18 protein-coding genes are annotated in these 23192 nt (G+C 63.7%); 6 read left to right on the top strand and 12 right to left on the bottom strand.

Features of this window, described 5'->3' with window-relative positions:
* Positions 1-134: 134 nt before the first annotated feature.
* Complete coding sequence (locus ACVZTU_RS16445) at positions 135-1769, bottom strand: ABC transporter substrate-binding protein (protein ID WP_139469085.1); 1635 nt, start codon at positions 1767-1769, stop codon at positions 135-137.
* Between the two features lie 420 nt (positions 1770-2189).
* Between ACVZTU_RS16445 and ACVZTU_RS16450 the strand changes: the two genes are divergently transcribed.
* Positions 2190-3728, top strand: a complete 1539-nt coding sequence (locus tag ACVZTU_RS16450; protein ID WP_139469084.1) for an alanine/glycine:cation symporter family protein — start codon at positions 2190-2192, stop codon at positions 3726-3728.
* A 389-nt stretch (positions 3729-4117) separates the two neighbouring features.
* Here the strand turns inward: ACVZTU_RS16450 and fbaA are convergent, their stop codons facing one another.
* The gene (fbaA, locus tag ACVZTU_RS16455; protein ID WP_139469083.1) at positions 4118-5143 is read right to left on the bottom strand and encodes a class II fructose-bisphosphate aldolase; all 1026 of its coding nucleotides are present in this window, start codon (positions 5141-5143) and stop codon (positions 4118-4120) included.
* A gap of 218 nt (positions 5144-5361) precedes the next feature.
* Between fbaA and ACVZTU_RS16460 the strand changes: the two genes are divergently transcribed.
* Positions 5362-6684, top strand: a complete 1323-nt coding sequence (locus ACVZTU_RS16460) for an MFS transporter (protein ID WP_139469082.1) — start codon at positions 5362-5364, stop codon at positions 6682-6684.
* A 36-nt stretch (positions 6685-6720) separates the two neighbouring features.
* On the opposite strand, the gene ACVZTU_RS16465 is transcribed toward ACVZTU_RS16460, so the two are convergent.
* On the bottom strand, positions 6721-7209 hold the full coding sequence (locus tag ACVZTU_RS16465; RefSeq protein WP_482400878.1) for an SRPBCC family protein: 489 nt from the start codon (positions 7207-7209) through the stop codon (positions 6721-6723).
* 31 nt (positions 7210-7240) lie between these two features.
* Positions 7241-7582 (bottom strand): ArsR/SmtB family transcription factor, encoded by a 342-nt coding sequence (locus ACVZTU_RS16470; RefSeq protein WP_139469080.1) that lies wholly within the window; start codon positions 7580-7582, stop codon positions 7241-7243.
* Positions 7583-7683: 101 nt separating this feature from the next.
* On the opposite strand from ACVZTU_RS16470, the gene ACVZTU_RS16475 reads away from it, so the two are divergent.
* The 3 genes from ACVZTU_RS16475 to ACVZTU_RS16485 are packed head-to-tail and all read left to right on the top strand — an operon-like array spanning position 7684 to position 10996.
* Entirely contained in the window at positions 7684-8328 is a 645-nt protein-coding gene (locus tag ACVZTU_RS16475) for a TetR/AcrR family transcriptional regulator (protein WP_139469079.1), read from the top strand.
* Positions 8325-9263, top strand: a complete 939-nt coding sequence (locus ACVZTU_RS16480; RefSeq protein WP_139469078.1) for an ABC transporter ATP-binding protein — start codon at positions 8325-8327, stop codon at positions 9261-9263. Before ACVZTU_RS16475 ends, ACVZTU_RS16480 begins: the two co-directional genes overlap by 4 nt.
* Positions 9260-10996: an ABC transporter permease gene (locus tag ACVZTU_RS16485; RefSeq protein ID WP_482400879.1), complete on the top strand. Its 1737-nt coding sequence runs from the start codon at positions 9260-9262 to the stop codon at positions 10994-10996. Before ACVZTU_RS16480 ends, ACVZTU_RS16485 begins: the two co-directional genes overlap by 4 nt.
* Here ACVZTU_RS16485 and ACVZTU_RS16490 read toward each other — a convergent pair.
* From ACVZTU_RS16490 to ACVZTU_RS16520, 7 genes are all read right to left on the bottom strand, one after another.
* Complete coding sequence (locus ACVZTU_RS16490; protein WP_482400880.1) at positions 10986-13277, bottom strand: helix-turn-helix transcriptional regulator; 2292 nt, start codon at positions 13275-13277, stop codon at positions 10986-10988. The genes ACVZTU_RS16485 and ACVZTU_RS16490 overlap by 11 nt on opposite strands.
* A gap of 288 nt (positions 13278-13565) precedes the next feature.
* On the bottom strand, positions 13566-14822 hold the full coding sequence (locus ACVZTU_RS16495; protein ID WP_482400881.1) for an O-antigen ligase family protein: 1257 nt from the start codon (positions 14820-14822) through the stop codon (positions 13566-13568).
* Positions 14823-14841: 19 nt separating this feature from the next.
* Entirely contained in the window at positions 14842-16020 is a 1179-nt protein-coding gene (locus ACVZTU_RS16500) for a glycosyltransferase family 4 protein (protein WP_139469075.1), read from the bottom strand.
* A gap of 4 nt (positions 16021-16024) precedes the next feature.
* Complete coding sequence (locus tag ACVZTU_RS16505; RefSeq protein ID WP_139469074.1) at positions 16025-17386, bottom strand: lipopolysaccharide biosynthesis protein; 1362 nt, start codon at positions 17384-17386, stop codon at positions 16025-16027.
* Positions 17373-18056, bottom strand: a complete 684-nt coding sequence (locus ACVZTU_RS16510) for a sugar transferase (RefSeq protein ID WP_282433190.1) — start codon at positions 18054-18056, stop codon at positions 17373-17375. Before ACVZTU_RS16510 ends, ACVZTU_RS16505 begins: the two co-directional genes overlap by 14 nt.
* Positions 18056-18670, bottom strand: a complete 615-nt coding sequence (locus tag ACVZTU_RS16515; RefSeq protein WP_139469073.1) for an arsenate reductase/protein-tyrosine-phosphatase family protein — start codon at positions 18668-18670, stop codon at positions 18056-18058. Before ACVZTU_RS16515 ends, ACVZTU_RS16510 begins: the two co-directional genes overlap by 1 nt.
* Positions 18671-18675: 5 nt before the next feature.
* Entirely contained in the window at positions 18676-20376 is a 1701-nt protein-coding gene (locus ACVZTU_RS16520) for a tyrosine-protein kinase domain-containing protein (protein ID WP_482400882.1), read from the bottom strand.
* Positions 20377-20756: 380 nt separating this feature from the next.
* Between ACVZTU_RS16520 and ACVZTU_RS16525 the strand changes: the two genes are divergently transcribed.
* Positions 20757-21824, top strand: coding sequence for an ATP-grasp domain-containing protein (locus tag ACVZTU_RS16525; protein WP_482400883.1), 1068 nt, complete (start codon positions 20757-20759; stop codon positions 21822-21824).
* Here the strand turns inward: ACVZTU_RS16525 and ACVZTU_RS16530 are convergent.
* The gene (locus ACVZTU_RS16530; protein ID WP_139469070.1) at positions 21813-22976 is read right to left on the bottom strand and encodes a phenylacetate--CoA ligase family protein; all 1164 of its coding nucleotides are present in this window, start codon (positions 22974-22976) and stop codon (positions 21813-21815) included. The two genes, ACVZTU_RS16525 and ACVZTU_RS16530, sit on opposite strands and share 12 nt — an antisense overlap.
* Positions 22977-23192: the final 216 nt, after the last annotated feature.

A 23192-nucleotide genomic window follows, 5' to 3' on the forward strand; every position in this document is an offset into this window, starting at 1 on the left:
TTATGGGATGTGTTTCGATGCGCCAGCGGCAAGAGACAGCTCGGCGAGGGTCACTGCAGGTGTACGGACCTCGCCGCGGACGCGCCACGAGGTGCAGGCGGCCTGATCGGCTCACCTGCACCTCGTGTGGGTGATCACTTGCTCAGCAGTGCCAGACGGAACTGGAAAGCGGGGTCGAGGGTGTCGTCGACGCCCTTGACGTCCTTGCCGGACACGGCGATCTGGTTGCCCTGCAGCAGCGGCAGGGTCGGCAGTTCGTCGGCCAGCTCACCCTGGATCTTCTTCAGGGCATCTTCGCGCTTGCCCTTATCAGCGATCGAGGACTGAGCGTTGAGCTCCTTGTTCATCGCTTCGTCACGGTAGTGGTTGGCGAGGAACGACGGAGTCTCATCCGTGTCGTAGAAGAACGGCATGAGGTAGTTGTCGGCATCCGAGTAGTCCGGGAACCAACCCAGCTGGTACATCGGGTACACGTCGTCGGTGCGGTCCTTCGAGTACTGGACCCACTCGGTCGACTGCAGCTTGACGTTGAACAGCCCGGTCTTGTCCAGCTGGTCCTTCACCAGGGCGTACTCATCGCCTGAGGAGGGGCCGTAGTGGTCAGGGTTGTACTGGAGCTTGAGCTCGACCGGGGTTTTGACTCCGGCGTCCTTGAGTGCCTTCTTCGCTTTCTCGACGTCGGCGCCGCCCTTGCCGTCGCCATATTCGGACTTCAGCGGTTCATCGGAGCCGGGAAGTCCGTCGGGCACGTGCGAGTACAGCGGAGTGAAGGTGTCCTTGTAGACCTGGCTGGCGATCGCCTGACGGTCGACTGAGTCGGCCATGGCCTGGCGGACAGCGAGCGCCTTCTTCTCGTCGGCGTCATCGGTCTTCGCACCGAAGGGCATCGTGTCGTAGTTGAACACGATGTAGCGGATCTCGCCGCCGGGTCCCTTGTGGACCTTGAGGTCCTCGTTCTTGCCGAGGTCCTCGACGTCGGTGGCCGAGAGCGAACGCCACGCGACGTCGATGGTGTTCTCCTGGACGTCGAGCTTCATGTTGTTCGCGTCCGAGTAGTACTTCATCTGCACGGTCTCGGTCTTCGCCGGCTCGATGAAGCCCTTGTAGTCCGGGTTCGCCTTGTAGGTGATCAGCTCGTTGAACTTGAAGCCGTCGATCGTGTACGGGCCGGCGAAGGCCTTGCCGTCGACGATCTCCTGGTCCTTCGTGACCTTGTCGGCCGAGAATACGTCTTCATCGACGATCGGGCCGGCGGCGCTGGCCAGGACTCCGGGCCAGGTCTGGTCGTTCTTGCGCTTGAGGTTGAAGACGACGGTCTTCTCATCCGGGGTCTCCACGGACTTCAGGCCGCCGAGCAGCGAAGAGGGCCCGTTGGGATCCTGGATCTTCAGCTGACGATCGAAGGAGAACTTCACGTCCGAGGAGGTCAGTTCGTTGCCGTTGGCGTACTTGAGTCCGTCCTTGAGCTTGACCTCGTACTTCGTCGGCTCGGTGAAGTCAGCGGACTCGGCGATCGAAGGGTTGAGCTCGGCCGTACCCGGCTTGTAGGCGAGGATGTACGGGTAGATCTGCTGCTCGACGAGGGAGCTTCCGTTGTCGTACGCGGCGGCCGGATCCAACGCCACAACCTTGTCCGTGGTTCCGACCGTGAGCATTCCGCCTTTGTCGTCCCCGCCGCCGCCTCCGGTCGTCGAGGTCGAGCAGGCGGAGAGGAGCAGAGCGCCGGCCGCGGCGATGGCCACGGCCTTTGCGCCAGTTCGTCGTTTCATGGTGTTCCTGTCTTTCACAAGTGCTCTTCGTGTCTTCTTTGCTCGAAGAGATCCGCACCACATCTTACGGTTCCCGTCCCAAATAGTGAACTGACGCACATGAAGTGATCCAGTTCGCAACGACTTCGCAACAATTCGCCGAGGCGGCTCTGCTCGCCACAGCGAAACTTCCCTTGCCGGGACAGCCGGGGCACTCCCCGCCGTCACCCCACATCACGCCCACAACCGCCGCGAACCGCTCCCAGCCGTAGCCCATCCAACGGCCGCGACTTCGGCGGCGCAACGGGGAGCCGCCTCGGCGAATTCGATTTGCGTCACCGATGACAATCGGTTTGACTTATGAGGTGCATCACAGAGAAGACACAGGTCCTTCACTGTTTCGATGCTCAGAAACCCCTGCCCCCCTCTGATTGGAAAAGCGTGTCCGCAGTCCTTGATTGGCTCAACGGAATCATCTGGTCCTCCGCCCTCGTGTACCTCTGCCTCGGTGCCGGCGTGTACTTCACGATCCGCTCCCGAGCCGTCCAGATCCGACAGATCAAAGCGATCTTCACGCAGATGTTCCGCGGGAAGAGCTCGAACGAGGGCGTCTCCTCCTTCCAAGCTCTCGCGATGTCGTTGGCCGGTCGCGTCGGCGTGGGCAACATCGCCGGTGTCGCCACCGCAATCGGCTTCGGCGGACCTGGCGCGGTGGTGTGGATGTGGATCTCCGCGCTGCTCGGAGCCTCAACGTCTTATGTCGAGTCGACTCTCGGCCAGGTCTTCAAGGAACAGGACCCCAAGAGCGGCGAATACCGCGGCGGACCGGCTTTCTACATCGAGAAGGCCTACCGGCACACGAAGGCCAAGGGCCTGTTCAAGGTCTACGGTCTCGTCTTCGCCGCTGTCACGGTCCTCGCGATGAGCTTCATGCTCCCGGGCATCCAGTCGAACGCGATCTCCGGTGCGGTCGAGAACGCGTGGGGAACTCCGACATGGATCACCGCGGTCATCCTCGCGGTCATCATGGGCTTCATCGTCATCGGCGGAGTCAAGCGCATCGCCCACTTCGCCTCACTCGCGGTGCCCTTCATGGCCGTCATCTACATCATTGCGGCGATCGCTGTCACACTCGTCAACGCCGACCAGATCATCCCCGTCTTCCAGCTCGTCTTCACCTCCGCATTCGGCGTCGACGCAGGACCGGACGCGGCCTTCGGCGGCATTCTCGGCATGGCTGTTCAGTGGGGCGTCCAGCGCGGGATCTACTCGAACGAGGCCGGACAGGGCACCGGCCCGCACGCTGCCGCTGCCGCCGAGGTCTCGCACCCGTCGAAGCAGGGACTCGTGCAGGCCGGTTCGATCTACATCGACACCCTCTTCGTGTGCTCAGCGACTGCTTTCATGATCCTCTCCACCGGTATGTACAAGGTCTTCGATGCCGACGGCGAGACCATCATCGGCACAGGACGCGGTCAGATGGCCGAAGCCATCGCTGCAACACCCGGTGAGAAGTGGCCTCAGGCCGGACTCGACACGATGATCTCCGGCTTCGGTGCGGGCTTCATCGCGATCTCGATCTTCCTCTTCGCCCTGACGACGATCGTCGCCTACTACTACATGGCGGAGACGAACCTCGTCTACCTGCTCGGCAAGGCCAAGAGCACATTGGCCCTGACGATCGGCACTCGTGTGCTGCAGGTAGTCATCGTCATCGCGGTGGCCGTGGGCGCGATGTCGACCTCGGGCAGCGCCTGGGCGCTCGGCGACATCGGAGTGGGCCTCATGGCCTGGCTGAATGTGATCGCGATCCTCATCCTCCAGCAGCCGGCGTTCAAGCTCCTGCGCGACTTCGAACGCCAGACCAAGCTCGGCCTGGATCCGGTGTTCGAGCCCGAGAAGATCGGCGTGCGCAATGCCGACTTCTGGGATCAGCGCGTGGCTCGCCTCAAGGCCGGCGAGGCGGTGCCGGAAGGCTGATGCCCCACGCGGTCGGCTGCCTGCCACCCGGCAGGCCGCCGATCGGCAGGAAGGCCATTCGGCAGACTACTCGTCCGCCGATGCGAGGGACAGATTGCGAGGTCCGGGACAATGGCGTCCCGGGCCTCGTGCCATTCACAGTGGAATCTCGCCGAGAAACGGGCTGAGTGTCGAGACACGGGTGTGCGCGTGCGTTTCTCGACACTCAGCCCGTTTCTCGACGGTTCAGCATGCGCAGCACCCCCACAAAGCGGCCGCCGCCCTGAATCGGGCGACGGCCGCTGTCGGTTCACGGGGCAGACTCTGTTGCCCTCCGGCTCACCAGCCGAGCTGGCCGCGCTGGCTAAGCTGGCTAAGCCGACCGTGCTGGCCCAGCCGACTGAGCCGGCTCACTTCTTCAGGCTGGTGCCTGCCGAGCCGAGGTTCTGGCAGGCTTCGACGATGCGCTCGGCCATGCCCTTCTCTGCGGCCTTGCCGTAGGAGCGCGGGTCGTAGAGCTTCTTGTCGCCGACCTCGCCGTCGATCTTGAGCACTCCGTCGTAGTTGCGGAACATGTGCTCGACGACGGGGCGGGTGAAGGCGTACTGGGTATCCGTGTCGATGTTCATCTTCACGACTCCGTGGCGGACCGCCTCGGCGATCTCTTCTGCACTCGAACCCGAGCCGCCGTGGAAGACAAGGTCGAAGGGAGCCTTCTTGCCGACCTCGGCCCCGACCTTCTCCTGGATCTCACCGAGGAGTTCGGGACGCAGCTTCACATTGCCGGGCTTGTACACGCCGTGGACGTTTCCGAAGGTCAGAGCCGTGAGGTAGCGGCCCTTCTCGCCGGTACCCAGCGCTCGTGCGGTGGCCAGCCCGTCCTCGACGGTGGTGTAGAGCTTGTCGTTGATCTCGTTCTCGACGCCGTCCTCTTCGCCGCCGACGACGCCGACCTCGATCTCGAGGATCGAGTGCGCTGCCGTCGAGAGCTCGAGCAGCTCCTCAGCGAGAGTGAGGTTCTCGTCGAGCGGAACGGCGGAACCGTCCCACATATGCGACTGGAAGTAGGGATCGCCGCCGTTCTTCACGCGCTCGGTCGACGCGGCCAGCAGGGGCTTGACCCAGGCTTCGACGGCGTCCTTCGGGGCGTGGTCGGTGTGCAGCGCGATGTTGACGTCGTAGCTCTTGGCCACTTCGGCGGCGAAGACGGAGAACGCGATGGCGCCCCGCACGCGGTCCTTGACCGTCGGGCCGGACATGTATTCGGCACCGCCCGTGGAGATCTGCACGATGCCGTCGGATCCGGCCTCGGCGAACCCGCGGATGGCGGCGTTGATCGTCTGCGAGGAGGTGCAGTTGATCGCGGGGTAGGCGAAGCCCTGGGTCTTCGCGCGGTCGATCATCTCGGCATACACTTCGGGGCTGGCGATGGGCATACATGCTCCTTGGTCGGGGTCGGCCGTTTCTGCTGCCACCAGCCTACTCGTTCCGCCCCGCCCATGGCAGGAGGTCCCAACGGCGGCCTCACCGAGGATGCTCTCTCCTGGCACCGATCGTGGACGAATCCGGGAACGCAATTTCGGATCCTGCTGCCGAGGAGGCCCGACCCTAGCTCAGACCTCGCTTCGGACGCTGCATTCAGTACAGTGGCCTCATGGCCTCGACGCTGACTCCGCCCGGTTCGGACAATCGCCTGCGCATCTTCAATTGGGCTCTGTGGGACTGGGGCTCGGCGTCCTTCAACGCCGTGATCATCACCTTCGTCTTCGCCCCGTATCTGACGAAGTCCGTCGCCGCCACCGAGGAGGCCGGATCCTCGGCATTGGGCTGGTCGATGGCTGCGGCCGGTTTCGTCATCGCTGTCGTCGCCCCGGCCGCCGGCACCCGGGCCGACGCCGGGGGTCGGCATCGCCTGTGGCTGGGCGTGCACACCGCGATCGTCGTGCTCACGATGTTCGGACTGTTCTTCGTCCGCGACTCCCCCGACTATCTGTGGCTGGGCCTTCTGCTCTTGGCCGTCGGCAGCGTCTTCTTCGAATTCGCCGAGGTGTCCTACAACGGCATCATGGTCCGCATCACCACACCCGACAACGTCGGCAGGGTTTCCGGATTCGGCTGGGGAATGGGATACGTCGGAGGGCTGGTTCTCCTCGTCATCCTCCTCGTCCTCGTCATCCAACCCGCGGTCGGCTTCCTCGGCGCCAGCGACGAGGAGGGACTGCGGTTCCGCATCGTCGCGGTCCTGTCCGCCGTGTGGTTTGCGATCTTCGCGATCCCCGCTCTGTTCTCGGCACCAGGGGCGAAGGTCAAGGGCACTTCGGGTGGGCACCCGATCCGAGCATTCATCGCCGACTACGCCGCACTCGTGCGCCGTCTGATCCGGATGTGGTCGACCGAGCATCAGACGCTGCGGTTCTTCATCGCCTCGGCGGTCTTCCGGGACGGTCTGGCCGCGATCTTCTCGTTCGCGGGCGTCCTCGCCGCCGGCAGCTACGGGTTCTCCGCCTCCCAGATCATCATCCTCGGCGTGGCCGCGAACGTCGCCGCCGGTGCCGGGGCGATGATCGCCGGGTGGTTCGATGATCGGCTCGGACCGAAACCCGTCATCATCGCCGGTCTCATCGTCATCATCCTCGGCGGACTGCCGATCCTCTTCAGCGCCGAGGCGGCCGTGTTCTGGGTCTGTGCCCTGATCTTGAGCTTCTGCGTCGGTCCGGTTCAGGCGTCGAGTCGGTCGTTCCTGGCCCGCATCACTCCGCCGGAGTCGGCCGGGGAGAACTTCGGACTCTACGCCACGACAGGCCGGGCCGTGAGCTTCCTGGGCCCGGCGATGTTCGCCCTGGCGATCCAGATCTTCGGCTTCCAGCGGGCAGGAACGCTGGGCATCCTCATCGTCCTGGCGGTCGGCCTGGCGCTCATCATTCCCGTCCGACCCGACGCCCCGGCGCACTCCATGCAGGCCCGCGAGGAAAGCTGAAGCATTGCGGAGAGGCCGGGCGCCGGCCGCACCGGCTCACTGCCGGGCGAGCAGATCGTCGATCTGGTTGATCGCTCCGGTCGAGCCTTCGATGACACCCATCTCCAACACGGTGCGCAGTCCCTCAGCCGAGTCGAAGACCGATTCGTAGGTGGCACGAGTCCCGGTCTCGGTCGCTTCGAAGCGGTAGATGCAGCTGCTTCCCGGCATCGATTCGACGACGCTGAAGTCCTCATCGGCGAAGTAGTCGCGGAACTCCAGGCGCGTGGGACGGTCGACGGCGGTCAGTTCCCACAGTCCGCAGAACTTCTCGCCCTCCGGGCTCGTCATAAAGTATGTGACTCTGCCGCCGGGCTCGAGCGAATGGTCGACGACCGTGGCCGGATACGTCGGCGGACCCCAAATCTGCTCGAGCTGGCGGGGATCGGCATAAACTTCCCACACCCGTTCGCGCGGCGCCGCGAACTCGGCGACGATCGTCAGCGTCTGTGTCTCTTCGTCATGAAATGTGTCGATGACCGGCATGGCTGCTCCTTAAGCATTGCGGTGGTTTGCCTCACGACCCGGCCTGTTCGTCCCCGGACAGAAGGTCGTCGATTCTCTGCACTCGGTCGACCCACTGGTCTTCGAGTTCGGCGAGCATGCTCCTGATGGTGCGAAGCGGACCCACCTCTGCGTGAGCGATCTGCTGCTTTCCGACTCGTCGCTTCGTCACCAGTCCTGCACGTTCGAGGACCGCGACGTGCTTCTGCACTGCGGCGAAGCTCATGTCGTAGTCGGCGGCCAGATCGGTCACCGAAAGCCCTTCTCCTGCGACTCGGCGTACGATATCGCGCCGGGTGCGGTCGGCCAATGCTTGGAACAGCGCATCCGCCTCGTCATCGAGAAGTCCTTTCATGCGATCAATCATACAACCGAATGGTTGTATGTAAATAGGTGCAGGCAAAGATTCTCGCGACCCGTTGACATTCGACATTGAACACGCGTTTAATATTAAACATGCGTTCAACGAACCCCGATTCCAACTCGCGCCGCTCTCCCAACGCCTCCCCGGAGACTGCCGAGAAGATCCTCTCTGCCGCCGTCGCCGAGTTCGCCCGCCACGGGTTCACGAAGACGACTGTCCGCGGCATCGCCGCGGCCGCCGAGGTCTCCCCCGGCCTGGTCATCCACCATTTCGGTTCCAAGGACGGGCTGCGCAGCGCATGTGATGAACACGTATTCGAGCGAATCGCTGAGTCGAAGGCGGCGAACGCCGGCTACGCCACCATGGCAGTGCAGATGATGTTCGACGACCCCGAGATGTCCACTGCTGTGGACTACCTCGTCAAGTCCCTGCTCGACCCCAGCGAGCATGGCCAGCGCTACTTCGACCACTACGTCGACCTCGTCGAGTCCTATATCACCGAAGGATTCGCCGGCTACACCTTTCGACAGAGCGAGGATTCTCGTGGACAGGCGGCGACCATCGCGGTCATGGCCCTGGCCCCCTCCCTGCTCGAGCACCGCCTGCATTCGGTCCTCGGCACCGATGACACCACCGCAATGATGACCCGACTCGCCCCGCATCTGCTCGACCTCTACCTGCACGGTGCCCTCGAGTCAGTCCCCGACAACTCTCAACCAGGAGATGAGGAACCATGAGCACATTGACCCGTCCCCGCCGCACCGACGACGGCCGCGCATCCGCCTCGGCGGCGATCTCGATGCGGGAGGTCGTGAAGTCATACGGACGCGTCCGCGCCCTGGACAGCCTCGACCTCGAGGTCGCCCATGGTGAGGTCCACGGCTTCCTCGGCCCCAACGGCGCCGGCAAGTCGACGACGATCCGGATCCTGCTCGGAATCCTGCGACACAACTCGGGCACGGTGCGCCTCCTCGGCGAGGATCCCTGGGCGAAGGCGGTGCCCCTGCACCGCCGCCTGGCCTACGTCCCCGGCGATGTGGAGCTGTGGCCGGGGCTGACCGGTGGTGAGGCGATCGACCTGTTCGCCCGGTTGCGCGGAGGGGTGGACAGACGTCGTCGCGATGAGCTCATCGAGCGGTTCGACCTCGACCCGCGGAAGAAGGGCCGGACCTATTCGAAAGGCAACCGGCAGAAGGTCGCGCTCATCTCCGCCCTGGCCTCGGACGTCGAACTGCTGCTCCTCGACGAGCCGACGGCCGGACTCGACCCGCTCATGGAAGCGGTGTTCCAGGACTGCATCCGCGAGGCGAAGGACGCCGGTCGCACGGTGCTGCTCTCCAGTCACATCCTCGCCCAGGTCGAGGCCCTGGCCGATCGGGTGTCGATCATCCGCTCGGGTCGCATCGTCGAGACGGGGACCCTGTCCGAGCTGCGTCACCTGTCGCGGACGACGATCACCGTCGGACTCGAACACGATGTGCCCGCTCTGTCCGAGATGACCGGAGTCCACGACCTCGTCCGCGAAGGTTCGCGACTGCATTTCAGCGCCGATACGGCGCAGCTGCCCCTTATCATGCGGGCGCTCGGCGAACACGATGTCGAATCGCTCACCGCGACCCCGCCGACCCTCGAGCAGCTGCTGCTGCGTCACTACGGCAAGGAGGAGTCATGAATCTGCTGGCCGCATACACGGACGACGGGGATCGCACAGTCCACGGAGTTCCGGGGAGGGCACCGCGGACCGGGCATCATCATGGTGCACATGAACGTGTTCGGCGTGGCCGCCTCGGCGAGGGAAACCTGGCAGGGTTGGGTCACCTGCTGAAGTTCATGCTGCGGCGGGACCGCCTGTGGCTGCCGATCTGGGTGCTTGCTCTCTCTGCGCTCACCGCGTACTTCGCTAATGCGATCGCCGTGGTCATGGATTCGGATTCGCTGCAGGCGATGACGGCGTTCGCGAAGAATCCGGTGATGGCGCTCATCACGGGGCCAGGTTACGGGCTCGACCAGGTGACGATCCCGCGGTTCATCGTCGGCATGTACGGGGTGTTCCTCATGATCGGGGCGGCTCTGATGTCGATCCTCACCATCTCCCGCCACACGCGCGCCGAGGAGCAGACGGGGCGGGCCGAACTCGTTCGCGCCGGCGTCACCGGTCGGCACACTCAGCTCATCGCCGCCCTTGCGCTCACGGTGTTCATGAATCTCCTGCTCAGCGCGGGCATGGCTGCGGCGTTCGGATTCTCTCAGGCCGAACCGGATTCGTGGTCGGCGACGATGCTATTCACGGTTGGAATCGGCGCGGTGAGCTGTGTCTTCGCCGCCGTCACCGCGGTCACTGTGCAGCTGAGCGCGTTCGCCAGGGCCGCCTCGTCGATGGCCGGAGCGGTGCTCGCACTCAGCTTCGTCCTCCGCGGGATCGGTGATATGTCGCACGTGTCCGGGGGTGGCCTCGATTGGCTGTCGTGGCTCTCGCCCTTGGGGTGGGCGCAGCAGACGGCACCGTTCACCCTCGACCGCTGGTGGCCGCTGCTGTACTCGGCTGGTCTGTTCACGGTCCTCGTCGTCGCGGCCGCGATGCTGCAGTCTCGTCGTGACCTGGGTGCCGGAATCGTCGCAGAACGGCTGGGCCGGTCGCAGGCGGGACCGCTGCTGTCGACGCCGCTGGGTCTGGCGCTGCGCCTGCAGGCCTCGAGCCTGATCTGGTGGTCGATGAGCATGCTGGTCATGGGTGTGGTGTTCGGATCGTTCACCGGGCCAATGGACGAAGGAGCGGCGGGGATGCCGCCGGAGATCCTGACGATCATGGGCGGTCGGTCCGGAATCGTCGACGGCTACCTCGGATACATGGCCCTGTACTTCGCCATCATCGTCGCCGCGTATGCGGTCATCGCCGCTGGTGGGCTGCGGTCGGAGGAGTCCTCTTTCCACACCGAACCGGTGCTCGCGACCGCGGTCTCCCGCAGCGGATGGTTGGCTTCCTGGGCAATGGTGACTCTGGTCGGGGCCGGTTGGCTGATGGGCATGGCCGGCCTCGGTGAAGGGGTGGGTGCCGCGATGTCGATGGACGATTGGTCCCTGGTGTGGCCGACCTTGCTCGGGCATCTCGCGCAGGCGCCGTCGATCTGGGTGCTGCTCGGATTCGCCTACCTGCTCTACGGCCTCGCCCCGCGGCTGATGAGCCTGAGCTGGATCGTCTTCGGCGCCTCGGCGGTGCTCGCCCTCTTCGGCGGGCTGATGCAGCTCGACGACGCGGTCCTCGATCTGTCCTTGTTCACCCATATCGGCCAGTATCCGGCCCAGGATCTCTCCGCCGAGGCGGTGCTGTGGTTGGCAGGGATCGCTGTGGTCCTCGTCGGGGCTGGGATCCTCGGATTCCGAAGGCGGGACCTCGTCACGGCGTGAGGTACCCCAAGGACCGGGCGCGGCTGAGGACGTCCGCCCGGTTCGAAACTCCGAATTTGCGGTAGAGAGCGGAGAGACGGTTCTTCACGGTTCCGGTGACCTGCTGCAGTTCGCCGGCGATCTCAGCCACGGACAGGCCACGTGCCAGCAGGTCGATGAGTTGGGCTTCGCCGACGTTGAGCTGCGGCGCTTCTGCCAGGTCCACGGAGACCGAGCCGATATGGCGCAGCCGCTCCATCAGCTGCGCCGGTGAAGCGAAGGTCACGGAGAACTCATTCGCAGCTTCCGCCCATACGGGCGAGTCAGCCGTGAGGTCGACGAGTCGACTGCGATCGGTCAGCGGCAATAGTGCAAGCGGCAGAAGCGAGCCCACCCAGGTCGAAAGACTCACAGCCATCGTGAAATCAGTCTGCGCTGCAGCCTCGTCCCCAGTGCGCAGTTTGGCTGCTGCTCTGATGGCGGCGAGTTCTGCGCGGCTGCGCGGACTGAGCGAACGATGATAGAACCAGGTGTCGGCGCACGCGATCGCATCGTCGTTGCGCCCGGCCACGAGCTTTGAGCGGACGTCGAGGACGATGCGCGCATCACACGCCGGTGAGAGCCTCTCTCGGTCGAGCTCGGCCCATCGCAGCTGGCCGAGTGCGATGAAGGCCATGCTGCGTCCGAACGCAAGCAGATCCTTCTCGGCTGCGGATAGGACTCCGGAATCGCGATACCGCTCGGCATCATCGTTGACGAAGAGCAACCCGGATTCGGACTTTGCGGACAGCACTGCCAAGGTCCGAGCGATGAGAGGCAGATAGACCCACAGCGTTCGCAGCTCGGGATATGCGGACAACGCATCGAATTCCGTCTGAGCGCGTTGCAGGTCGAGACGGTCGAGGGCCCGCAGCGCCGCGGCGATACGCAGCGGCGGAGTGACGAGCTCGTCGATGATGACGCTCGGCCGTGTCGCTGAACGACCTGCGACAGAGCCGCTTCCGGCACCGACTCGGCTGAGCTCGGACGACTCTGTTGCCAACGCGAGATGGATATCGGCTCGTTCACAGTCGCCGCTGACGGCCGAGATGAGAGCCGTCCACGCGATGATTGCCGGCAGCAGGAAGTCGCCGTCGATGTGTCCGGCCCGAGCGGGCCCCTCGATCTCATTGAGCAGGGACAGTGCCCGGCGAGACTTGGCTGCATGGTGGAGTGCGATCGCAGTGAGGAGTCGGACGACGGAACGCCCACGCACACTGGGCATCTTCGCCGCGGCACGGATGCCCAATTCTGCGGCATCACCGTGTCGGCCGGAATCGCCGAGACCGATCAGCTGACGAACGGTGTCGATGACATCCACCGGCAATCCGTCCAGCAGGACTTCTCCGCTCTCATCTTCTCCCGGTGCCGAGGCGCCGAGGAACGCCGGCAGTCGTGGCCTCAGCAGTCCCGGGCCGGTATGCCTGATCGCGGCGGCACGGATGCGCGCCGGATCGGCGGCAGCGGAATCAGCGTCGATATCCTCGGCGAGTGTTCCGAAGAATTCAAGTCCGGGCCAGTTCGCACGAGTCTTGGGCGGCAGAAGACGAAACGCGGTGCAGGCGGTCCGAGGAGTGAGCAGGAACATCGGTATGCCCACCGCCTCGGTCACTCGCAGCAGCTGGGGCCAGTAGCCGCCGTGTCGGGCCAAGAGCAGCACGTCGCTGAGTAGTTCGGGCTCGACGGTGCCTGCCGATTCCATATGTTCGATGAGCACTTCGAGAAGTGAGACGACCACCGGCCCCGCACCGGGTGTGGCAGTGAGGTCATATCGCAGCTTGGCCGCGATGAGGGTTGGAACTCGCAGCAGCGATCCCCGCACCGAATCCTCAACGCGAGTGAGTATCCCGCTGGAGTGGAGTCGGTTCAGGACTCCTTCAGGATCGTTGACCCCAGTACCGCCGAGGAGGTCATCAGCCACCGCGGTCAGCGCCCGCACGGCGGTCGTCTCTGACACAGCACTGAGTTGAGCGAGCACCGAGGCTGCCGCCGTGTCACCGGGTCCCAGCTCTAGGGACAGCCGTGGACACAGTTCGACGACCCAATCGGCAAAGGAAACGGATTCGGGGACCACCGTGACCCCTGCGGTGGCTGCGGCACGGAGGACCGCCTCGGCGAAGTGAGCACGACCGGCGCATTCCGTCCACAGCAGGTGGCAGAGCTCGGTGTCGACCAGGCTTACGCCTGAGGATTCGAGTTCGACGATGAAGTCTCCCAGGCTGAGGCGAGGATCCTGCGTGGTCCCTTCAGCATTCGAGCTCATGGTCGCCCATCCTTCATCTCGGCGGATCACACCCGCGTCACGCTCATCGACGTACACGTGAGCTCCTCCTTCCCTGTCCGGTCTTCACCGGCCGACCCTGTCAGCACGCAGCTCTCGAGCCTGCCCGGACTCCCAATGTGCCCGTATACCGGGTGCTTTTGTGCTCCACCGCGAGTGGTCTGCGGTAGTCCGCCAAGGGAATGCGGATACACGAACGGACCGGAGGACAGCTCCTCCTCAGCGGGAGTTCGTCTGACCTGTTCACCCGCCCCGGATACTGGCCGTCGTTCAGCTCGCCGCGTCGATTTCCGACCGTCCTCGTGCAAACTGGCGGACAGCTGCAGGCGGGAGGCCAGCGTACAGAATCGGCAGAGAGACGAAGAAGATCGTGAAGAGTGTGCCCACGAGGCCGACAGTGAAGAAGGAGACGCTTTCGACGCAGGACAGACCCATGACCCCAACCGCCGAGGCGTAGAGGACATGTCGACGTCCGACGTCGAGGTGTGATTGGACGACCCTGCGCCAGGCCAACCCGAGGATCAGCAGCATCAGGATCAGCTCGACCAATCCTCCGCCGACCAACGATTCGACGAAGAAGCTGTGGAATTCCTCATAGGGCATTCCCCTCTCCTGAGCGATCATGACGCCGCGGAAGCTTCCGCTGCCGAGCAGGATCCCGCGCTCTCGCCAGATGTCGAGTCCGATCGACCAGACGACGTCGCGGCCCGCCAACGCGGCGTCCGGTCTCAGAATGAGTTCTTCGAGTTTGTCTCCGACTCCGGTGGTGACTACGACCGCGGCACCGATTCCGCCGACGGCGAGGAAAGAAGCGAAGTACTTCGGTTTGGTCCGGAGCCTGAGCACGGCGAAGACGGTGAGGAAGATGAGTGAGGCGGCAATCGATCCCCGCGACATGGTCAGAAGCAGCGAGGCGATCTGCAGGGCGAAGAGACCGATGTTGTGCGCGCGACAGCGTCGGCCATGGAGGTACAGCATATGGGCGACGAGGCCGAGGAACAGGAAGTATCCGAACTGATTGCGGTTGGCGAAGAAGCTGGCGAACTCGAACTGGTAACTCGAGTCGGCGCTGAACATCAGAGGAATGTCGGATGCGTGCTGCACGAAGTTGACGATGATGGCGATGAACGTGAGCCACAGAAATCCGCCGAGAAAGGTGTGCAAGTCGTGCTCACTCGGGTGCAGCGCCTGGACCAGGCCGGCGAAGACAAGGATTCCGATGATCCCAGCGGCCGCTCCGAGCAGGTCCAGAACGTCATAGGTTCCGTACCTCATGCCAACAGATACCAGGGTGGTCGCCTGCATGATTCCGTAGACGATGGCAATCGCGATCCACGGATCCCTTGGCTGAACTCGCCGGTGGAAGGCCGCGACGACGATGACCAGCAACTGCAGCATATAGCCGAAGCCCACCGCTACCATGAACGGCACCGGGACTCCGAATGCCACCACCACAGCCACCGGCACGATTGCGACCAGGAGAAGTATGAGCAGAAGCCCGCCGACTCCGCTTCGAGTCGAACTCATGCGGTGAGCAGCTGCTGACTCAGGTCGCATCGAGGACCACCCCGCCGAGGCGTTCATAGGTCACCGCCCGATCGAAGCGCTCCTCGGCCATCCGTCGTGACCCCATACCGCGTTCCACCAGATTTCGGTCTTGGGCCAGTTCCACCAGCGCTGCGGCGACGGCTTCCGCCGTCGGTTCACAACTGATTCCTGCTCCGTAGGCGACGAGCAGGTCCCGATACTCGGGGCATTCCTGAGAGTTGACGACCGGCAGCCCTGCCGCAGCGTAGTCGCCGATCTTGTTGGTGATGGACTGTGCGGCTCCCGCAACGATGGGATTGACCGCAATATCGCACCCCCGCAGACGTGCGACCATATCCGGATACTCGAGTCTGCCGTAGAAGATGACCTCTTCGAGCAGATCGGCAGTTTCCCCGCGCCATTGGTTCTCGAACGGTCCCGTGCCCATCACATGCAGGCGCATGCGCTTTCCTGCACGCTTCAGTATGCGAAGTGCTTCGAATACCGTCGGCAGGTCGTAGCTGTGCCCCAGGGTGCCGACGTATGCAAGTTCGATGTATCCGTCGTCGGTCGGTCGGTTCGCGCCGAAACTGTCGAAGCGCTGCAGGTCGGTGCCGAGATAGACGGTCGTCACCCCGGCCGCGTCCCCGCGAGCCTCAGCAACGCGATTCGAGTAGGTCTCGGAGACAGTGACCACTGAGTCTGCAGCACGATAGATCCGTTCCGCTGTTCTGCGCAGCGGTGCGAGCACGGAACGTCCGGCCCAATGTGGTCTGAGCACGAGTTCGAAGGCTTCGGGCCACAGATCCTGCACATCGAGGATGAGTCGCACACCGTTTCTTGCGGCGAATTCGGTCGCAGCGTGCGCGGCTTCGAGCGAGGGCACGGCGCAGTAGACGACGTCGGGCACCCGTCGGTGCCGCAGATATTCCTTGAGGTTCCGACCGAGGGCCCGGTGGCTGAGAAGACGACGCATGGAGACGTTGGTCCGATAGGCAGGTTCAGAGACGTAGGTGGTCACGAAGAGCTGAGTCTCCCTGTCGGAAGGGTCCCGATGCTTCTTGGACAGATGGTGGAACGACGAAGTGACCAGCTCGACCTCGGCTCCCCGACGGGCGAGAATGCCGGCCAAGGTGTCGAACCTGTCATCCGGCCGTCTTCCGCCGCCGGTGAAGTGGGCGATCATCAATACGTCCATGGGGTCACTTCCTCGTTGTGTCTGAGTGTCGATGGATGGCGTCGCTCATGGCTGTGTCGGCCATGGCCGTCACATCCGCTTCCGCGGCCGATCGTGGATCGCTGTTCTTCGCATCCTCGGCGAGCCCGTCGCAAGCCCAAGATTCGGGTCTGCTCTTGAGCACTCGGATGAGTGCGTACGCACCTGCTGCGGCACAGACGGAGTACCCGATGATCGACCCGTAGGCTGCACCGAGCATGCCGTAGGGCGGAATCAGCGTGAGATAGGCGAGCACCGAGGCGGCCGTACCGACGATTTCGACGATCGAGACCCGTCCCGGCGCGTCCAAGGCAATGAGCAGACCCTGCTGGACGCGAGTCAGTCCGAATACGACAGCTGAGGCCGCCAAGGGAACGATCACTGCGGTCGCCGGCCGATAGGACTCGGGAAGCACGAAGATGATCATGGCGAAGGCCGCGCCCGCCAGCACTGCCGCGAAGACGATCAGCAGAAGGACGCTTCGGACGATGACACGGAGGACTGGGAGCGGGCCCGATGAGAACGACTTCGACCAGCTGCGCAGAGAAGCGTCAACCCACTGCTGCACCGGCCACGTCGCCATCTCGAGAACTGTGGCGACGGTGACATACAGGCCGAGCTCCGCCGAACTGCTCAGCATGGGAAGCAGCAGTCGGTCCGAGCGCAGCATCGCGGTGTTGCTGAAGTCTGAGGGGAGCAGAACCCAGCCGCGGCGGCGCAGCCCCCGGCTCTCCGCCCGGGAGGGTGCCGACTGCTTCCACGAGCGCGGCGCGAGGAACAGAAGAGCGACGGCAGGAAGCGCCGATGCGGCATATGCCCACATCCACACCACCGGGTCGTCCACACGCAGCAGCACCAGCAATGCGGCACCGACCACGATGATCACCTGGGTGGCGACCGCGTTGACGGTGAACCACTTCCATTCCCGGCTGCAGACATAGGCGACGCGCAGCGCACGCACCAGCGAATTGAGTGCAACATATCCTGCGATTGCGATGACGCCCATCCACAGCCATGTGGTGCTGAACGGTGACACCATCGCTGCGAGGACCACGATCGGAAGGATGCAGAGAGTCCCCGGCGTCACCATTCGGGCGAAGACTCGGTATTCGCTGCCGAAGCCTCCGGACCGAGCGGCGATGAAGGGCCGCTCGAGACCCATGATCGCGAACACGGAGAGGAAGTACGCGAGCTGCAGGGCAAAGGCGAGATCTCCGCGTCCCGACGGGCTCAGCACGAAGGCTGCCAGCAGGTTCACCGCCACCGCTCCACCTGCAGCGACCATCTGCGCGCTGACCAGGACAACGGCCGCGAGCTTCGCTCCCCCGAGTCTGCTACGAATCTCCATTGCCCGCGTCCCTCTCTCCGGTGAACGTGGGCATCGTGTCGAAGCCGCCCTTGCTGATGCCCTGCCGTCCGAGCACGGTCTGCACTGTCTGCAGGAGAATGAGCAGGTCGAGTCTCAGACACCGGGTGTCGACGTATTCCACATCGAGTCGGAATTTGTCGTCCCAGTCGAGGTCGTTGCGGCCACGAACCTGCGCCAGACCGGTGATTCCGGGCAGCGCCTCGTGTCGCCGAGACTGTTCAGGAGTGTACCGGGCAAGATACTCCACCCGCAGCGGTCGCGGTCCGACGAGACTCATCTCGCCGCAGGCGACGTTCCACAGCGAAGGCAGTTCGTCGAGGCTCGACGCCCGCAGGAACCGGCCGAGCCGGGTCAGTCGCTGTCCATCGGTGATGTGGTCGGCGTCCGGATGCAGCATGGTTCGGAACTTCAGGATGTCGAACACCTTCCCTCCGCGCCCGGGACGAGGCTGCCTGAAGAGCACGGGCCCGCCATGGACGACGAGCACGACAACGGCGACGACCGCTTGCAGGGGTGCTGTGATGATCAGCCCGAATACGCTGAGGCAGACATCGATCCCTCGTTTCACGGTGTCGTAAGGGCGTCGTTGCGTACGGGTATTCATTCGGCGCGCGCGAGTGGCTGCCGGCTGTTGCTCGATCTCGTCCATCATTCCTCCTCACCGAGGTTGAGTGCCCTCTGGAACAGGACTGCCACGCCTTCGACCGCTGGGGCGAGCTGCAGAGCCGCGAGCGCATAGATGTCCCGATCGCACCCATACGGGTCGATCACGTCATCATCTGTGGGAAGATCCGGTGCGCGTCTGCGACTGCGCCGTCGCACCGCCGCTCCGACCGCGGCCCGCAGACGCGTCGCCCGGTCCGCTGACGGAAGAGCGCCCTCGCTGACGATCTCGTCGTCGCGAGTCACCGCCGCGAGACTTGCGAGTTCGCGGATCGTGAAGGTCCGCCGAACGATGCGCGGGTTGAGTTCGACGACTGCGCGTCGGTGCTCGCGTGTCATGACGAGCACGAGGTCAGCCGCGCTGAGCGAATCCTCACTGACCTGCCGCGCCCGCTGGGCCCGGATGTTGATCACCCCCATGAACCCCGCAACTTCCCGGGCTTCTTCGGGCATCATTCGCCCCGGTGCGGCACGGGTGCCGGCCGAGCGCAGGCGGATCTCGGAGACGTCGGCGAACCTCTGGGCCAGCACCAGCTCTGCAAGACGCGAGCGGCAGAGGTTTCCGGTGCACACCGTGAGCACGGTGAAGCTCTGAGACATCAGCTTTAATCCGCTCTCTGCGGCTTCGCATTACCGGGAACCGCGCCCACCCGGGGCAGCTCTGCGGTCTGCGGTTCCTCGAAGCCCGTGTCATCGGCCGGAGCGCATCGGTGATCGGCGAGTCTGCTCCGACTGGGGATCGGCCAGAACTTCGGGGCGGAGAGATGCTTCGATCCGAAAGGTGCCGCTGGATGACGATCGACCGCCGTGTCGATGCCGTCGTCTGCGGGACCCTGTACATGACTTCGATCCGGTCGGAACATCCAGCTCGGGCCGGTATCGGCCGACAGTCGTTCGGTCTCGGTCGGGGGCCTGCCATAAGCCTCCGCTGCACCGTAGGTGTACAGATCCTCGCCGTTCGGCGGCAGCATCGTGACGACTATCCCGGCGACACGGGCGCCCACGGCCAGGTGGGTGCGGATCGACTCGGTGAAGGCGCGCTTCTTAGTGTTGCTCGCCGCGGAGACCATGATGATGCCTGCCGCCTTCGTCCCGACCACTGCGGAATCTGTAACAGCCAGGGTCGGTGGTGCGTCGAGGATGACATAGTCGAAGTCTTCGCCGAGCTCGTGCAGTACAGCGTCCATCGCTTGGGAACCCAGCAGCTCACTCGGATTCGGTGGGATATGCCCTGCCGGCAGGGCACTGAGCCCGTGTTCGCCCCATGGTTGGAGGACGTCGGAGATCTCCACCCGACCGACGAGGACGTCACTGAGCCCCGCCGCGCCTTCGATGCCCAAATATTCGGCGACTTTGGGCCGACGAAGGTCACAGTCGACGAGAGCCACCCGCAGCCCCGATTCGGCGAGGATGATCGACAGATTCGCTGCCGTGATCGATTTGCCCTCACCGAGACTCGGCGAAGTGATGGCGAAGACTCGGCGCTTGGAGCCGACTCCGAGGAATTCGAGGTTGGTGCGCAGTGCCCGAAACGCCTCTGCCGTGGGACCGTATTTGAAGGCTCGAACCACCAACGGATCGTCGGCGACAGCGGAGTCTCGGGGGATTCTTCCGATCACGGGGGTCTCGGTGAGCTGCCTGATATCCTGCACCGATCGCACCCGAGTGTCGAAGACCGCGGTGAGGATGGCGATTCCGATCCCGCACAGCAGCCCCAGCAGCAGTCCGGCGGGCACGAGCAGACTTGCCCGTGGACTCACCGGTGCATCTGCGGTCTGAGCTTCCTGCGTGGTAGTCAGGCTGATCGAACTCCGCCCGTCCGCACGTTTGGGTTCGAGCCGATTCTGCACTGCCTGAGTCAGGCTTCGGCTGATCGCCGCGGCGATCCGCTCAGCCTGCTGAGGATCCGAATCGGCGACGGTGATGTCGATGAGGACCGAGCCGTCGGGGGTGCTCGCTTTCACATCATCGCGCAGTTCGGCCACCGTGGTGTTGAGTCCGAGTTCGGAGATCACCGGGTCGAGGACGACGCTGGACCCGACGATGTCTGTATAGCTGCTGACGACTTCTTTTGCGAAGCTGTTTCCCTGCACCAGGTCACCGGTTCCTCCCGCATCAGATTGGACCGACACGTAGAGCTGGGTGTGCGCTTCATATGTGGGCGTCATGAGCGCGACGGGCACGGCACCTGCGACGATTCCGAGCACCGTCGCTGCTGTGACGAGCAGCCATCTGCGTCGAAGGATCCTCACGTAGTCGCGCAGGTCCATGCCCGCGCCGTTGGGTGCCGATTCTGTCATGCCCATGTCTGTGTCCTTCCGAACTGCGTAACTGCTGCGCGTAGAACCGATGCCGATGATTGCGACCGGTGATGTCGGCGAGCGCCCTTGGACTCCTCTGCGCCGCTCTGACCTTTGCTGACAGCTCGGCGAATCGGACTTCACGCTACATTCGCAGGCCGTCGTCGAACGCGGTCTGCGACAGAGCCTGCGGTGATCCGCAGTGGCCCTGTGGAAAGCCGCCCGAACGCGTGTGGACCGAGTCATACCCTGGTTCGGCCCCAATGATGCGGATATGCTTTCAGTGCCGAGCCGATGAAGGCCGGTCAGTGGCGTCAGCCGTTATTCGAACCGAGAAGTCCCATGCGTGAATCAAAGAATCCGCTGGGTGACTGCAGGAGGACCACATGACGTCGATTCCAGCCACAGTCGTGATCGGCTCGGCCGGTCGACGCCTGTATCTCATCGACTGGTTCCGCAAGGCCTTCGAGACTCTCGGCGTCGAGGGGCGCGTAGTCGTCACCGAGAACGACGAGACGAGTTCGTCCGCGACTTATGGCGACATCGGCAGAATCATGCCGAAGTACTCGGACCCTGCTTATGAGACCGCCCTGTTGGACCTCATCGCCGACCTCGAACCGCAGCTGTTCATCTCCGTCAACGACTATGAACTCCTTCATCTCCATGTGAATACGGACCTCGCGGACCGAATGCGACAGTTGGGAGTGCTCGTCCCCGGTGTGTCCGCCGAATGGCAGCGCGGCTGCGTCGACAAGTTGCGGATGGCGCAGATGCTCACCGCGATCGGCGTGCGAACTGCGCCGACGGTCACCGGCGGAGACGGCGCAGGACTGTCGGCACTTGCAGCGTATACCGATGACGTTGTCGTCAAACACCGGTTCGGCAGCGGTTCGTCGGGTCTCGCGATCGTGTCCGCTGCTCGGGCAGAAGAAGCTGTGGCCGAATCACTGCTCTCCGCACCTGCGCAATCGGGCGGTGAGCCGACTGCCGACGATGTCGTGATCCAACCCAAACTCTCCGGCACCGAACACGGTGTCGATATCGTCGGTGCACTCCATGCCCCCAGTGACCTCGCCGCTGTCCTTGCCCGACGCAAGCTGCGGATGCGAGCGGGCGAGACGGACAAAGCGGTTACGGTGGATCCTGCCCCGTTCGTGGCGAATTCGGCTCTCATCGCGAAAGCGGCTGGGCTCACCGGACTCATCGATGTCGACATGTTCCTCGACGGAGAGGGACGCAGCACTGTCATCGACATCAATCCGCGCTTCGGCGGCGGATATCCATTCGTGCATCTCGCGGGAGCCGATGTCCCGCTGTACTACCTGGCCCAGGCCATGGGCAGAGATGACGGGTTCGAGTGGAGTCGTTATGAGCCCGGCGTTGTCTCCGCGAAATACGAAAGTATTCGAGTCGCCGGAAGAGTGCCGGTGACTCCTACCAGTTCAGTTGAGTGATCGGGACCTGAACAGACTTTCTGGATCGGGAATCTCGTTGACGAAGCTCTGACGTTTACCGGACCCGACGACGAGGTGCTGCGAATCATAGGTGAAGTCACAGCGCACGATGTCCCCGACGCAGTCGTCGAGGATACTGCGAAGACGGAGCTCGAGGGCTGCGGATCGGGGCGCGTTGAGCACCCACGTAAACTTCCCGATATCGTTCTGACGAAGCTGGAACTGTCGGATCTCCTGGAGCTGGTCAGCAAGTTCCATCATTCCCATATGCAGTATCCTCTGAGGCACCTCTGCGGTACCGCCGATGCAGAAATCCCGGTTGCGCCCACTGAGCTCCTGCAATATGCCGGGAATCGGCGCACCGGCGTCGTCGACAGCGAACCGCCCGACGTCCCCTGTGTCGTATCGGATATAGGGCGAAGCACGATTGAACAGGTCTGTGACCACAATTCGTCCGATTCCGCCCGGCGGAGCTGGGCGGTCCGAGTCCAGGTCCAGGATCTCGAAATGGAAGGTCGCAGTGTTGAGCCTGTAACGGGTCAGCGCGCCGTCCGAGATTCCGAAGATCCCATTCTCGGTATTGGAGTACCTCATAGCGAGATCAACTCCTGCTTGGGCCCGGATGAGTTCGTTCAATGAGCTGGTAGCGGGCTCACCGATTCCAAGCACTGCACCGATGACTCCTTCTGCGAACTCGATGTCGTACCTGCGAAAGCCCTCGAAGAGCGCATCCAGATAAGAGCACAGCGCAACGACGATTGTGCCGTGTCGGCGCCTCAGCCATCGAGCGATCGCCCGAATACTCTGCTCATCGTGCTCTCCGCTGTACATCCGCTTGCCTTGTAGGAAATACACCAGCTTGGATTTGACCGAAACGTCGAACCATGTCGTGCCGTGGAGGGTCGGGGCAAACGGGTCGGCGCCGAGGAACCGAAAAGCAGCTACCATTTCGGCCCTGTGATGAGAGATCCGGTCGGCGTCGAAGTAGGAATCGTAGAGTACACCAGAAGTCCCAGACGAATATCTGCTGGCAAGGTTGTCAGAATTCACCCGCTCATCGAAGAACTGCGAACGGTCCGCCACCATCATCGGTTTCGTGACCACCGGCAGTGACTCGAAACCCTCGCCCTTCAAGTTCTGGTAGAAGGGCACATGAGTGCGAGCATGCCGCGCGATCTGTTCCAATGCGGCAGAGGATGAACGGGATGCGGGGTTGTTCAGCGTCGAATAGACCTCTTCGACGACTGACGGTGAGACTCCATTCGGCAGCATCTGAGCCGCGAATCGGCGGGCAGTGGACAACATGAAGTTTCCCTTCTCCTCTTCCGAGTATCTGTGTCAGGTTGCGTTGGCGCGTTGGGGAATTCG

It is taken from the genome of Brevibacterium sp. OS20, assembly GCF_056837565.1.